Genomic DNA, 13,993 nt, shown 5'->3' with positions numbered 1-13,993 from the left:
TTCTTATGGCTTTTGCCTAATGACTTTTGCCTATTTAATAACTTCTACTGCGTTACCATCCTGTAAGTTGATCTGCCCAGTTACAATAACAGTATCACCATCAGCTAATCCGTTGATTATTTCAACTTGGTCACCTAAAATTCTGCCTGCTGTTACTTTTTTCAGTTTCGCAATTCCATTTTCAACCACAAAAATCTGATTACTGCTCACACTTCCAACGAAAGCATTTCTAGGAACTACTTTTAATTCTTGTTTTTGTTTTGTTCCAAAGTTGGCAGTTCCGTACATACCCGCTTTAATGCTGTTATTTGCATTGTTTGTGATTTCAATTTCAACTGGGAAGTTTAAGCTTTCGTCTGCTTTTGGAGCGATAAAAGTAATTTTGCCAGTCACAGATTTATCAGGAAAAACACTTGAAGTTACAGGTATGGTATTTCCAATTTTTAAACCAGCAACCTGGCTTTCGTTCACGCTCACTTTTAATTTTAATTTAGAAACATCCACAATGTCAAACATTTGTGTTGGAGGCATTCCAGCTAGAATTGTTCCTGGTTCAATGAATCTTTTGTTAATAAATCCTTTGATTGGCGCTTTTACCTTAGTGTCGCCTACATTGATGTTTGCCTGCGTTAAGTTTGCCTGAGCATTTGTTAACTGCAGTTTTGCCTGATCTAATTGCTGTTTAGTAACACCACCAGTTTGGTAGGCATTCTCATATCTTGCGTAATCACTTTTAGCATTGTCATAAGCCGCTTTTGCAGTGCTAGCATTCACATTAATTACATCGCTTCTAACGATTACTAATGTTTGTCCAACATTTACATAGTCTCCTTCATCAACCAAAACTTTAATTACTTTTCCTGATTTTTCAGCAGAGAAAGTAAGTTCCTGCGTAGGCGCAAAGTTTCCATTTGCAACGAAATCTAATGAAACACTTTCTGTTTTTACTTGTGCTGTTTTTACTGAAACGGCCGCGTTTTTTTCGGCAACAATATCAGTTTTAGCTTTATTTTCTGCCTTGTTTTTAGTCAAAACATAACCCATTACTCCTAAGGAAGCAACTATTGCGATTATTGTAAGTACTGTCTTTTTCATTTTAGTTATTTATTAGTGTTTTAAGTTGTCCTTTTGATTTGATTAAAGCTACTTCAGCTATTTTATAATTTAAGATTGCTCTTGTGTAATTGTTCTGTGCTTCCAATGATGCATTTTGAGCATCCAATAAATCGGTTAAAGAGGCTAATCCCTGCAGATAATTGTTGTTAGTGTTTTTCAGAATCTCCTGAGCCAGTCTCATATTTTCTTTTTGATTGGTGATTGTCACAGAGTTGTTTTCAATTTGTGCTTTTGCATTTCTGTAATCCAAATCAAGTGAAAGCTGTGTGTCTTTGATGTCTTCCTGAAGTGATTTGATATCTATATCAGCCTGTCTAACTCTTGAACGTGTTCCAAAACCATTAAAAATTGGCACTTTCAAATTCAGTCCGATTGCTGAGTAATCAGACCAGTATACACCGTCAGCTGGTTTAGCAAAAAGAGGTACTTCTGGCCCTTGACCTATATAATTATATCCTGCTACTAATGAAAGTGTTGGGTAGTACTCTGCTTTAATGGCTGTTTTTTGAAACTCTAACAGTTCTTCCTGTTTTTTCAAAAGCAAAAATTCGGTTCTGTTAGCTGTATTCGGAGCTTCTGTCAATGCTTCTGGTGTAATTTCAAATTCAGTCTGAGGGATGTCAAATTTAGTTTCAATCGGCATTCCCATATAGAATTTCAATGCGTTTTCCTGTAACTCTATCTGATTTTTAACCTGCTGGCGCTCTGTATCAATGTTTGACATTTTTACGATAATACGGTCTAAATCTGTTTTTTTTGCTAATCCATTGTCAAACTGGCCTTTTACAATATTGCGTACTTTTGTAGTATTCACATAATTACTGTCTAGCAATGTCAGTCTTTCGCGCTGCACATATACAGAGTAGTAACTGTTTGCAACTCTCTCGATAACTTGTTCCTCAGTTAATTGATTGTTGATTTGGTAAAATTCACGAGTAGAATTTGCAGCTCTTAATCCAGTGAAAACGGATTGGTCAAAAAGCGCCTGGCTTAACGAAACTCCGGCTCCTGATGTCCATTTTTGTCCAAATGAAGCCTGAATTGTTGTTCCCGGCGCGCCAAAAGCGGCTCCGTCAATTACATTGGTCTGTAAAATAGGGTTATAGGTTAAACTTCCGTTTGCCGTAATCTGAGGCAAAGCTCTGGAACGGATTTCCTGAATTTTATATTCGCTGTTTTCTACTTCTAATCTTGATTTTTTTGCATCAGCCTTATTCTGCAGCGCATAGTTTATTGCGTCTTTTAAAGTCAGCGTTTTTACCTGTGCACTGGATGTCAGGCCAATTGTGCACAAAAGCAGTAGGGTTATTCTTTTCATTGATTGTTTATATATAAGTGTTTTGTAATTGTTTCTCTAGTTCGATAATCCCTTTTGGTGTTGCCATGGCTCTAGTGTGATATTCTAAAGCTTCCAGTTCTAGTCTTTGGGCTTCTTTCTCAGAACTAGTGGTACCATGAATGCTGAAAATGAGTGTGTAATAAAAATTAACGTAAATGTTAATATCTAAACCTTCTCTATAAAGTCCCTCTCGGATTCCTTTTTCAATATTGTGTTTGAAGGCTTCGCTGCATTCGTTTAATTCCCTTGATATTACTTTGTTATAGATTTCGGGATAATGTTTTTTTAACTGATAGGCGGGTGAAGCTTCTCCAGATTTAAACATTTCCTTGAACATTTTTCTGATTTCAAAGTTTTCTTTTATTGCATTGTATTGTTTTACCGCGATACTGTCGATGCTTTCATGAATTGTTTTATGAACCGTCTCGGTACTTTCGGCGATAAGGATTTCTTTGTTGCAGAAATATTTGTAAATCGTTTTTTTTGAAATGCACATTTCTCCAGCAATATCATCCATAGTAACACTTTTAAAACCAAGTTTTAAAAAGAGTTCCGTAGCTTTTGATATTATTTTTTCTTTCATTTTTATGATAACTTATTGTAGTTAAATTTTAATAGTACAGTAAAAGTTAGTTACTAAATGAGTTTTGGTTTTTTGTCTTTTGAGGACTGGTCATTCTTAATGTGTGAATTCTAAATTGGCAATGAGTTTTATGTCTTTGCTTATCGGAAGGCTTTTGTTTTGTTTAAGGACATTGTAATTAAGTCCAAAATCTTTACGACTGATGTTTCCTGTAATTTCGAAAGATGCTTTTTGAACACCGTTATAATTTTTGAATCCAATAAATTCAGTGTCAAGTTCAACAACTTTGGTGACGTTTTTGATCGTCAGAAAACCTTTCAGGAAATTAATGTTCTTGTTGATTTTTTGAAAAGAAGTCGATTTGAATTTTATCAGCGGCGCTTCATCTTCATCAAAAAGATCAGTGAATTTCGCTTCTTTATTCTTTTCAGCCGAAACGTTTTTTTTGTCATTTACATTCAGGGAGAATTCTATTGATGCATCTTCAACTTCGTCGTTTTGTATGGCAACATGTCCCTTTAAGTTGTTCTTGTCTCCAGGCAGGTAGCCTATTAAAGAATGTCTAGATTTTATTATAACGTCTGATTCGTTTGAATCAATTGCCCATGCATTTTCCATGATTCGTATTTTTTAGTAAAGTTGTTCCTTATTTTTTTGGTTTTGGAAACTTTGGATACTGATAAAGTTTCTTTGTGTTTTGCAAATGTAATAAGGAAACTTTAAAAACCAACAAAGTTTCCGATGTTTTTTTCGATGCATACCATAAATAAAAATTATAGTTCCATTTTACAGTAATTTACAATCCGATATTTAACATATGAATTGTATCTTTGGGGTTTGAAATCCAAGCCAAATCGGCTCTGGAAAAGTAAACAAGACTTTATTTATGCACGCTATTCATCAGTATCAAGAATTTTTTATTACCTATTTAGAAAATCAAAAAATCAATAAAGAGCCTAAGAATCTATACGAACCAATTGATTATATATTGAGTTTAGGGGGCAAAAGAATGAGACCTGTTTTGACTTTATTGGCAGCAGAAATATTTGATACCGATTATAAAAAGGCACTTCCAGCTGCGATGGCAGTCGAGGTTTTTCATAATTTTTCGCTGGTTCACGACGATATTATGGATGATGCTCCCTTGAGAAGAGGAAAAGAAACGGTTCACGAAAAATGGAATATTAATACTGGAATTCTTTCTGGTGATGCAATGCTGATTTTGGCTTACCAGTATTTTGAGCAATACGAGCCAGCAGTTTTTAGGGATCTGGCCAAATTGTTCAGTAAAACAGCTCTTGAAGTTTGTGAAGGCCAGCAGTGGGATGTTGATTTTGAAACACGCAAAGATGTTACTATTCCGGAATACCTAAAAATGATAGAATATAAAACCGCAGTTTTAGTGGCGGCTGCCATGAAAATGGGTGCAATTATAGCTAATACTTCTGTAGAGAATGCCAATTTAATTTATGATTTTGGTCTTCATTTAGGTTTAGCTTTCCAATTGCAGGATGATTATCTGGATGCATTTGGTGATCCGGAAACTTTCGGGAAACAAGTAGGCGGGGATATTATCGAAAATAAAAAAACATATTTATATTTAAAAGCTTTGGATTTTTCGAGTGCTGAAGAAAAAGAGCAATTGATAGAATTATTTTCGATTCCATCTGATGACAGTGCTGCTAAAATTGTGCAAGCAAAAACAGTTTTCAATACCACGGGAGCATCAGAAGCTACACAAAAAGCGATTGAACAATATACATTTAAAGCTTTCGAAACTTTAGATAAAATGAATATTGCCGAAGATAAAAAAACAATATTAAAATCTTTTGGCGAAAACTTGATGGGACGAAAGGTTTAATGTTTATGGATTCAGCAATACAATCTGTTTTTTTTAATGATAAAAACAGGAGTGCCAAAATGAAGCTTTTTTTTGCAGCTTTATTTCCTCTTTTTACACTTTTGGCTTTAGGAATTGACAGTGTTTCGTTCAAAGAAATATATTTTGATGGGCGGGAGGTTACTAATATTTTAGCGATAATCTATTTCTCTTTTTTCTTTTGGTTTTCCGATTCGTATTTGAGAAAATTGATGTTTGTAATGGTCTTTTTGTCCTATATAGGAGAATTGATTTTTTGCACTTTGCTTGAGATGTATCATTATAGAACAGCAGTTATTCCGCTTTATGTTCCTTTTGGTCATGCCATTGTATATGCTTCCGGATATGTTTATGCTCATACAAAATGGGCTGTCAGCAATGATAATCTTCTGAAAAAATATTTTGCTGCTGGATTCGCATTATTGTTTTTGTCAGTTGGTATTTTTCTAAACGATATGTTTTCTTTAATTTTCGGAGTTTTTTTCTTTTTGCTTCTAAAGAGGAAAAAATGGCAAAACCTATATTATTTTATCGCTGTTTGTGTTATATTTATTGAGCTGGCGGGTACTTTTTTTCAATGCTGGAAATGGGTTCCAAAAACGTTTGGATTAATCGCTGCAACTAATCCTCCAATGGGGGCAGTTTTTTTCTACGCAGGCGGTGATGTGCTATTGGTAAAAATTGTAGGTTTTTGGGAGAAAAGAAATCATCAATCTTTAAATAATTAAGGAGAAAAATTAATAAATGTTACTATGTATATCACGCCTTTAAGTAGTGATTTGCTGTTTGAAGAGGCCCAAAAGGAATCTTTGTACTTGAAATTAATTCAGCAAATTAATAAGGATTTTAATTTGGCTAATGAAGCTGTGGATTTTCCTTTGAGTATTTCTCCCGACGAATTAAAAATACAGCTGCACGAAAAAATCTACCGGATGATTCAGTATAAGTTTGCCGAATATTTGAATCTGCTTTATATTATAGATGTTCCAGAAGATCAAATCAAAAAACTAGATGGAACTGATTTAGTAATCCTAGCAGAACAGGTTTCTTTTTTAATCCTAAAAAGAGAATGGCAGAAGGTTTGGTTCAGAAATAAATATAAGTAAGAGCGCCGTTATAATAATACCTTGACTAATGTTTCGTTTTTTGGGCTGCAGAACTTAATGAAAACCTTTAAAAATTCAAAGAATTAGAATTGATTTTGCTTTTTATTTTGACAAAATCATTTTAAGTTTTCTGTTTGTATATTACTCCAAAATAAAATAGATATTATATTTCTCCTATTAATTTACAAGGTATATATTTGTTAAAAAATATAAATCAAGTTTAATTATGAAGAAAATATTACTTTTTATTTTATTCCCTATTTTAAATTTCGGACAAACAAAAATCGGAGCCAATATAGATGGAGAACCGATCGCAAGTTATAATGGACGAAGTGTATCTCTTTCGAGTAATGGTAATACCCTAGCTGTTGGAGCTCCTGGAAATGATCAAAGAGGAAATGAAACCGGATATGTTCATGTGTTTCAAAATGTTTCAGGAGAATGGACAAGATTAGGATTTTTTGTATTTGGTGAAGCTGCAGGAGATAATAGCGGTTATAGTACTTCCCTTTCTGCTGATGGTGTTATGCTGGCTGTTGGCTCTCCTTATAATGATGGAAACGGAACTAATGCCGGATCTGTTCGAGTATATATTTATTCTGGGAATTCTTGGGATAAAATAGGAAACGATATCGACGGAGAAGCTGCTGGAGATAATAGCGGTACTAGTATTTCTCTTTCTGGAGATGGCTCTACTGTGGCTGTAGGCTCTCCTTATAATGACGGAAACGGAACTGATGCCGGATCTGTTCGGGTGTATCAGCGAAATGTATCAGGTATCTGGACAAAAATAGGAGCTGACATAGATGGAGAAGCAGCTGGAGACAATAGCGGTACTAGTGTTTCTCTTTCTACTGACGGTACTACCTTGGCTGTAGGATCTCCTAGAAATGATGGAAGTGGAATTGATGCTGGATCTGTTCGAATATACAAATATATTTCGGGTACTTGGACACAGATTGGAACTGATATAGATGGAGAAGCGGCTGGAGATAATAGTGGCACAAGTATTTCTCTTTCTAGCGATGGTGATGCTTTGGCCATAGGTGCAAATGGAAATGATGGAAATGGGTCTGATGCAGGGTCAGTTCGGGTGTACAAAAATGTTTCAGGTACTTGGACAAAAACAGGGGCTGATCTAGATGGAGAAGCCGCTGGAGATAATAGTGGTGCCAGTGTTTCCCTTTCGAGTGACGGTAATACCTTAGCGATTGGAGTTCCTCTAAATGATGGAAGCGGTGCTGAAGCAGGATCTGCTCGAATATATAAATATATTTCGGACACCTGGACACAAATAGGAACCGATATAGATGGAGAAGCAGCAGGAGATAATAGCGGTACAAGCATTTCTCTTTCTGGTGATGGTACTACCCTGGCTATTGGTGCTCCGCTAAATGACGGAAGCGGCACTGATGCTGGATGTGTTCGAGGGTATAAAAATGTTTCGGGGACATGGACAAAAATAGGAGTTGATATAAACAAAGAATTTGGAGGAGGTTTTAGCGGTAAGAGTGTTTCTGTTTCCGGCGATGGTAGTACAGTAGCTATCGGAGCTGTTTTAAGTGAGGCAAATGGATTTGGATACCAAACGGGATCTGTTCGGGTTTATAAAAATGTATCAGGAATCTGGACAAAAATTGGGGATGATCTAGACGGCGAAGCAAGTATAGATTATTGCGGTTGGAGTGTTTCACTTTCTTACGATGGTACTATACTGGCTATTGGATCATATGCAAATGATACATCGGGAGATGAAGCTGGATCTGTTCGGGTTTATCAAAATATCTCGGGTATTTGGACGCAAATAGGAGCCTCTATAGGCGGGGAAGCACTTTATGATGATAGCGGCTGGAGTGTTTCTCTATCAGATGATGGTACTGTTGTAGCTATTGGAGCACCATATAATGATGCAAAAGGAAATGCTACAGGATCTGTTCGGGTTTATAAAAATATTTTGGGTACTTGGACAAAAATTGGAGCCGATATCGATGGGGAAGAAGCTGGAGATAATAGTGGTGCGAGTATTTCACTTTCTGGCGATGGCACTATCCTGGCTATTGGAGCTTCCTATAATAGTGGAAGCGGAAGATTTGCAGGTTCAGTCCGTGTTTATAAAAATGTATCTGATACTTGGACACAAATAGGAGCCGATATAGATGGGGAAGCGGCTGAAGATAGAAGCGGTTACAGCGTTTCTCTTTCGCGTGATGGTACTACCGTTGCTATTGGAGCTCCTTATAACAGAGGGGGTACAAATGAAGGCGGATCTGTTCGGGTATATAAAAATGTTTTGGGTACTTGGACAAAAATCGGAGCCGATATAGATGGAGAAACATACAATGATAACAGTGGCTGGAGTGTTTCCCTTTCAAGTGATGGTACTGTTCTAGCTATTGGAACTCCTCATAATGCCGGAAACGGAGTTCAGTCAGGATCTGTTCGGGTTTATCAAAATATTTCGGGGACATGGACAAAAATAGGAACTGATATAGATGGGGAAAGAGCCGGAGATTATAGCGGTATTAGTATTTCTATTTCCGGAAATGGTACTACATTAGCTATCGGATCTCCAGCAAATGATGATAGTGGAGATACTGTAGGATCCGTTAGAGTATTTGATTTGTCTGCTTTATTGGAGACTGCTTTGAGTTCAGATAGTTTTGTATTGGCGAATTTTTCGGTGTATCCCAATCCAGCTTCAGAGCTGGTAAACATAAGTTTGCAAGAAGATTTAATATTAGAAAAAGTAAATGTTTATAACATTATAGGGAAATTAGTAAAAACGGAAAAAAAGAGTGTTATTTCGGTAAGCTCTCTGGCAAAAGGAAATTACTTTTTTGAAGTTATTACTAATAAAGGAAAAGCTGTTAAAAAGATTATAGTACAATAAATAATCTAAAGTTATATAAAAAAACCGCTTTATAGATCCCGAAAAAAAGTGTCTAACTTTTTGGGAGCAGTCTATAAGGCGGTTTTTTTATTTACAGCATTTTTAAAAAAGTTTAAAAACTTTGCTGCTCTGAAACTTAGAAACTTCAATTAAAAATAAGCCCTCACAAAAGGCATGAGTGCATCGCCATACACATTATCATTTTCATCAAACAACACATTATAGGCTAGTCCTACAGTTACATTTCCGGTTCGATAACCAGCTCCAAGAAACAAAGCTGTATTCCAAAAACTGTCAGTATAGCTTTTATAACCATTATAAGCTTCATAATGGTTATTGACATATGATTCATTTAGGTTTATGGAAAATTGAATTTCGGGAATTGGATTGATGAAGGTTAGTAAGCTCACACCGTAAATTCCAGAATCATAATATCCTTTGGAAGCAACATAGCTTGCCTGAAGCCCCAAACCAGTTGCTAAATATGGATTTATATTGTAAATCGCACTCGGCGCTACAGTAATATCGGTATAACCGCTTCCAAAACTCAATCCTAAACCGCCTCCAAATTGCACTTTTTCCCAAAAAGGATTTCTCGCTGTAGGCATTTGCTGGTATTGAGCTATTACGTTTTCGTAAAAGAAAACTGCAATAACTATTAAAATGGACTTTGTAAGATTAGAAAACGTGAATTTTTTCATACCTAAGGCTTTTTTTAACAAATTTTTACGTAAAAGTACGTAAAAAAATAGATTTAAATAAATTGCTTTATCGTATTTTTGCCGGACTATTTAACAAAAAGTATATTCAATAACGATATTATGGATAGGTTTTCATTTTTAAACGCAGCTCATACCGAATTTTTTGCTCAATTATACGATCAATATTTAGAAAATCCAGATAGTGTAGAACCAAGCTGGAGAAGTTTTTTCCAAGGTTTCGATTTTGGGATGACTACTTATAATGATGAAAATCCAGTTCAGCGAATTGTTGAATATGTGGAAACAGGTACTGATTGCAGTCTGGTTTCGGATAAACTGCAAAAAGAATTTAATGTTTTAAAATTAATTGATGGATACCGCACCCGCGGTCATTTATTCACGAAAACGAATCCAGTTCGTGACCGTAGAACATACAGTCCGACTTTGGACATTGAAAACTTTGGACTAACAGCTGCAGATCTTTCAACTGTTTTTGATGCTGCTCAGGTAATTGGTGTTCCGCCTTGTTCATTGCAGGATATTGTAACGCGTCTTAAAGCGATTTACTGTCAATATATTGGAGTAGAGTATATGTACATCAGAAATCCTGGTGTTGTAAAATGGATTCAGGACAAATTGGGAGTAAACAACAATCAGCCTAATTTCTCTGTTGAAGAAAAGAAAACAATCTTAAATAAATTAAATCAAGCAGTTTCTTTTGAAAACTTCCTGCATACCAAATACGTGGGACAAAAACGTTTCTCATTAGAAGGAGGAGAGTCTGTAATTCCAGCTCTTGATGCCTTGATTGAAAAAGCGGCCGAAAAAGGAGTAGAACAGTTTGTAATGGGAATGGCTCACCGCGGGCGTTTGAACGTTTTGGCAAATATTTTTGGCAAATCGACTCAAGACATCTTTGGTGAATTTGACGGAAAAGATTACGATCAGGAATACTTTGACGGTGATGTAAAATACCATTTAGGTCTTACTGCCGATAAAGTGACTAAATCGGGTAAAAAAATCAATATCAATTTAGCTCCAAATCCTTCGCACCTTGAAACAGTAGGAGCAGTAATCGAGGGAATTACAAGGGCAAAACAGGACAAATACTTTGCTGATGATTTTTCTAAAGTTTTGCCTATTGCCGTTCACGGTGATGCTGCAATCGCAGGACAAGGTATCCTTTATGAAATCATTCAAATGTCATTGCTTGACGGATACAAAACAGGCGGTACAATTCACATTGTAATTAATAATCAGGTTGGTTTTACAACTAACTATCTGGATGCCCGTTCTTCTACTTATTGTACAGATGTTGCCAAAGTAACGCTTTCACCAGTATTACACGTAAATGCTGATGATGCCGAAGCTGTTGTACATGCAGTATCTTTTGCATTAGATTACAGAATGAAGTATGGACGTGATGTGTTTATTGATTTATTAGGTTATAGAAAATACGGACATAACGAAGGTGACGAACCTCGTTTTACACAGCCGGTTTTATATAAAATCATTGCAAAACATCATAATCCAAGAGATATTTATGCCGAAAAATTATTAGCGGAAGGCGTTATTGATGCCAGTTATGTAAATGCTTTAGAAAAAGAATACAAATCGGATCTTGAAGAAAATTTAGAAGCTTCCCGTAAAAAAGATTTGACTATCATTACACCGTTTATGCAGAATGAATGGAAAGGATTTAATCAGGTTTCTGATGATGTGATGCTGCAGAAAGTAGATACTTCTTTCGCTAAAAAATCATTGGATTCTATCATAAATACAATATCAACTTTACCATCAGATAAGAAATTCATAAACAAAATATCTAAAATTGTTTCGGATAGAAAAGCTGGATACGATAATAATACTATCGATTGGGGAACTGCTGAAGCTTTAGCTTACGGTTCACTTTTATCTGAAGGATTTGATGTTCGCATTTCTGGACAGGACGTTGAGCGTGGTACTTTCTCACACCGTCATGCCGTAGTAAAAGTAGAAGATTCTGAAGAAGAAGTAATTTTATTAAATGCAATCGAAAACAAAAAAGGGAACTTTAATATTTTCAATTCACATTTGTCAGAATATGGTGTTCTTGGTTTTGATTATGGTTACGCCTTGGCAAATCCAAATGCATTAACTATTTGGGAAGCACAATTTGGAGATTTCAGTAATGGAGCGCAGATTATGATTGACCAGTATATTTCATGTGGTGAAGACAAATGGAACAATCAAAACGGATTGGTAATGTTACTGCCGCACGGATACGAAGGACAAGGAGCAGAGCATTCTTCTGCAAGAATGGAACGTTACTTACAGCTTTGTGCAAGACATAATATGTATGTTGCCGATTGTACAACGCCAGCTAACTTCTTCCACTTATTGAGAAGACAAATGAAAACGACTTTCCGTAAGCCTCTTGTAGTTTTCTCTCCAAAGAGTTTACTGCGTGATCCAAGATGCGTATCTTCAGCAGAAGAATTAGCAAATGGAAGCTTCCAGGAAACTATCGATGACAATACAGTAAACAAGAAAGATGTGAAAACATTGGTTTTCTGTACAGGTAAATTCTATTATGATATCGCTGCCGAAAGAGAAAACAACGGAAGAAAAGATGTTGCGATAGTTCGTATCGAGCAGTTATTCCCTTTCCCAGCAGAGCAGATCAAAGCAATTATAGCTTCATATCCTAATGCTGATGATTATGTTTGGGCACAGGAAGAGCCTAAAAACATGGGAGCTTACAGCTTTATGTTAATGAATTTCGATCTTGTAAAATGGAGATTAGCCTCATTAAAAGCATATTCAGCACCAGCATCTGGAAGTTATACCAGAGCAAAACGCCGTCATGCTGATGCTATCAGAATGGTATTTGATAAAAATTTATTTAGATAATAAGGAGCTATTTAGCTTCGCTGAATCTTCGATGTCCTGCTGTCCACTGTATCTTTTTATTTTTAAAGGAAAAATAAAAAGGTAATTGCGAAAGTAATTTGGCCATCAGGGCTAAAAAATAAAATGAACAAGTGTTCTTTCAAGAACAATTTAGAATATAAAATTCATAATTTAAAATAATAAGACATGATTTTAGAAATGAAAGTCCCATCACCAGGGGAATCAATCAAGGAAGTAGAAATTGCAACATGGTTAGTAAAAGACGGAGATTATGTAGAAAAAGACCAAGCTATTGCTGAGGTTGATTCTGACAAAGCAACACTTGAATTGCCAGCTGAAATGAGTGGAGTTATCACGCTAAAAGCAGAAGAAGGTGATACAGTAGCAGTTGGGGCAGTTGTTTGTCTTATTGATACTGATGCAGCGAAACCAGCAGGTTCTGCACCTGCAGCGGCTCCAGCAGCTGAAGCTCCAAAAGCAGCACCAGCACCAGTGGCTCCGGCTCCAGTAGCAGCGGCACCAGCGCCAGCAGCATCTTATGCAGCAGGAACACCGTCTCCAGCAGCTAAAAAAATATTAGACGAAAAAAATATCGCTCCAGCAACAGTTTCAGGAACTGGTAAAGGCGGAAGAATAACTAAAGATGATGCTGTAAATGCAGTGCCTTCTATGGGAACTCCAACTGGCGGAAACCGTGGACAAGAACGTACAAAATTATCAATGCTTCGTCGTAAAGTAGCTGAAAGATTAGTAGCTGCTAAAAACGAAACAGCAATGTTGACTACTTTCAACGAAGTTAACATGACGCCAATCAACTTGATCCGTAATGAATACAAAGATGCTTTCAAAGCAAAACATGGCGGACTTGGTTTAGGATACATGTCTTTCTTTACTAAAGCAGTTACAAGAGCTTTAGAATTGTATCCAGACGTAAACTCTATGATGGACGGTGATCACAAAATCGCTTTCGATTTTGCTGATATTTCTATCGCAGTTTCCGGGCCAAAAGGACTTATGGTTCCTGTAGTTCGCAATGCTGAAAACTTAACTTTCCGTGGTGTTGAAGCTGAAATCAAAAGATTAGCTTTAAGAGCTCGTGACGGACAAATTACTGTTGATGATATGACAGGAGGAACTTTTACAATCACTAATGGTGGTGTTTTTGGTTCTATGCTGTCTACGCCAATTATCAATCCTCCACAATCTGGAATCCTTGGAATGCACAACATTATTGAGCGTCCGATTGCTGTAAACGGTAAAGTGGAAATTCACCCAATGATGTATGTAGCTCTTTCTTATGACCACAGAATCATTGATGGACGTGAGTCTGTTGGTTTCTTGGTTGCTGTAAAAGAAGCATTGGAAAACCCATTAGAATTATTGATGGGAGGAAATGCTAAAAAAGCATTGGAATTGTAATCAAGCAAATTTCTTAAAATAAAGAAATCCGTTTAGAGTTTTTTCTAAACGGATTTTTTGTTTATTTG

Annotated in this window: 11 protein-coding genes; 6 read left to right on the top strand and 5 right to left on the bottom strand. The window is 36.2% G+C overall.

Annotated features, from left to right (window positions below; all coding sequences use genetic code 11):
• Window positions 1-30: 30 nt before the first annotated feature.
• The 4 genes from C8P67_RS15005 to C8P67_RS14990 form a co-directional block, all read right to left on the bottom strand.
• A complete protein-coding gene (locus tag C8P67_RS15005) occupies window positions 31-1,095 on the bottom strand; it encodes an efflux RND transporter periplasmic adaptor subunit (protein ID WP_115813991.1) in 1,065 nt (354 codons plus the stop codon).
• A 1-nt stretch (window position 1,096) separates the two neighbouring features.
• Window positions 1,097-2,434, bottom strand: a complete 1,338-nt coding sequence (locus C8P67_RS15000) for a TolC family protein (RefSeq protein WP_115813990.1) — start codon at window positions 2,432-2,434, stop codon at window positions 1,097-1,099.
• 7 nt (window positions 2,435-2,441) lie between these two features.
• Window positions 2,442-3,038: a TetR/AcrR family transcriptional regulator gene (locus tag C8P67_RS14995; RefSeq protein ID WP_115813989.1), complete on the bottom strand. Its 597-nt coding sequence runs from the start codon at window positions 3,036-3,038 to the stop codon at window positions 2,442-2,444.
• A 96-nt stretch (window positions 3,039-3,134) separates the two neighbouring features.
• Entirely contained in the window at window positions 3,135-3,656 is a 522-nt protein-coding gene (locus C8P67_RS14990) for a YceI family protein (RefSeq protein WP_115813988.1), read from the bottom strand.
• Between the two features lie 268 nt (window positions 3,657-3,924).
• Between C8P67_RS14990 and C8P67_RS14985 the strand changes: the two genes are divergently transcribed.
• The 4 genes from C8P67_RS14985 (at window position 3,925) to C8P67_RS14970 (ending at window position 8,913) form a co-directional block, all read left to right on the top strand.
• Window positions 3,925-4,899 (top strand): polyprenyl synthetase family protein, encoded by a 975-nt coding sequence (locus tag C8P67_RS14985; RefSeq protein WP_115813987.1) that lies wholly within the window; start codon window positions 3,925-3,927, stop codon window positions 4,897-4,899.
• Between the two features lie 5 nt (window positions 4,900-4,904).
• On the top strand, window positions 4,905-5,645 hold the full coding sequence (locus C8P67_RS14980; RefSeq protein WP_147298242.1) for a hypothetical protein: 741 nt from the start codon (window positions 4,905-4,907) through the stop codon (window positions 5,643-5,645).
• Between the two features lie 24 nt (window positions 5,646-5,669).
• Window positions 5,670-6,023, top strand: coding sequence for a hypothetical protein (locus C8P67_RS14975; RefSeq protein WP_115813985.1), 354 nt, complete (start codon window positions 5,670-5,672; stop codon window positions 6,021-6,023).
• A gap of 226 nt (window positions 6,024-6,249) precedes the next feature.
• Complete coding sequence (locus C8P67_RS14970; protein WP_115813984.1) at window positions 6,250-8,913, top strand: T9SS type A sorting domain-containing protein; 2,664 nt, start codon at window positions 6,250-6,252, stop codon at window positions 8,911-8,913.
• Between the two features lie 149 nt (window positions 8,914-9,062).
• On the opposite strand, the gene C8P67_RS14965 is transcribed toward C8P67_RS14970, so the two are convergent.
• Window positions 9,063-9,614, bottom strand: coding sequence for a hypothetical protein (locus C8P67_RS14965; RefSeq protein WP_115814097.1), 552 nt, complete (start codon window positions 9,612-9,614; stop codon window positions 9,063-9,065).
• A gap of 120 nt (window positions 9,615-9,734) precedes the next feature.
• Between C8P67_RS14965 and C8P67_RS14960 the strand changes: the two genes are divergently transcribed.
• Together C8P67_RS14960 and odhB are read left to right on the top strand one after the other, a co-directional pair.
• On the top strand, window positions 9,735-12,506 hold the full coding sequence (locus C8P67_RS14960) for a 2-oxoglutarate dehydrogenase E1 component (RefSeq protein ID WP_115813983.1): 2,772 nt from the start codon (window positions 9,735-9,737) through the stop codon (window positions 12,504-12,506).
• 186 nt (window positions 12,507-12,692) lie between these two features.
• Window positions 12,693-13,925, top strand: coding sequence for a 2-oxoglutarate dehydrogenase complex dihydrolipoyllysine-residue succinyltransferase (gene odhB, locus C8P67_RS14955; RefSeq protein WP_115813982.1), 1,233 nt, complete (start codon window positions 12,693-12,695; stop codon window positions 13,923-13,925).
• Window positions 13,926-13,993: the final 68 nt, after the last annotated feature.

Source organism: Flavobacterium aquicola (assembly GCF_003385115.1).
In the GTDB taxonomy this organism is placed as follows: domain Bacteria; phylum Bacteroidota; class Bacteroidia; order Flavobacteriales; family Flavobacteriaceae; genus Flavobacterium; species Flavobacterium aquicola.
The sequence above is the reverse complement of the archived record's forward strand: the minus strand, read 5'-3'. Positions and strand labels throughout refer to the sequence as shown.

Excerpts from the sequence above, each read along its gene's own strand:
- C8P67_RS15000 (WP_115813990.1), bottom strand. The coding sequence starts at position 2,434 with ATGAAAAGAATAACCCTACTGCTTTTGTGCACAATTGGCCTGACATCC.
- C8P67_RS14980 (WP_147298242.1), top strand. The coding sequence starts at position 4,905 with ATGGATTCAGCAATACAATCTGTTTTTTTTAATGATAAAAACAGGAGT.
- C8P67_RS14975 (WP_115813985.1), top strand. The coding sequence starts at position 5,670 with ATGTATATCACGCCTTTAAGTAGTGATTTGCTGTTTGAAGAGGCCCAA.
- odhB (WP_115813982.1), top strand. The coding sequence starts at position 12,693 with ATGATTTTAGAAATGAAAGTCCCATCACCAGGGGAATCAATCAAGGAA.
- C8P67_RS15005 (WP_115813991.1), bottom strand. The coding sequence starts at position 1,095 with ATGAAAAAGACAGTACTTACAATAATCGCAATAGTTGCTTCCTTAGGA.
- C8P67_RS14965 (WP_115814097.1), bottom strand. The coding sequence starts at position 9,614 with ATGAAAAAATTCACGTTTTCTAATCTTACAAAGTCCATTTTAATAGTT.
- C8P67_RS14995 (WP_115813989.1), bottom strand. The coding sequence starts at position 3,038 with ATGAAAGAAAAAATAATATCAAAAGCTACGGAACTCTTTTTAAAACTT.
- C8P67_RS14970 (WP_115813984.1), top strand. The coding sequence starts at position 6,250 with ATGAAGAAAATATTACTTTTTATTTTATTCCCTATTTTAAATTTCGGA.
- C8P67_RS14985 (WP_115813987.1), top strand. The coding sequence starts at position 3,925 with ATGCACGCTATTCATCAGTATCAAGAATTTTTTATTACCTATTTAGAA.
- C8P67_RS14990 (WP_115813988.1), bottom strand. The coding sequence starts at position 3,656 with ATGGAAAATGCATGGGCAATTGATTCAAACGAATCAGACGTTATAATA.
- C8P67_RS14960 (WP_115813983.1), top strand. The coding sequence starts at position 9,735 with ATGGATAGGTTTTCATTTTTAAACGCAGCTCATACCGAATTTTTTGCT.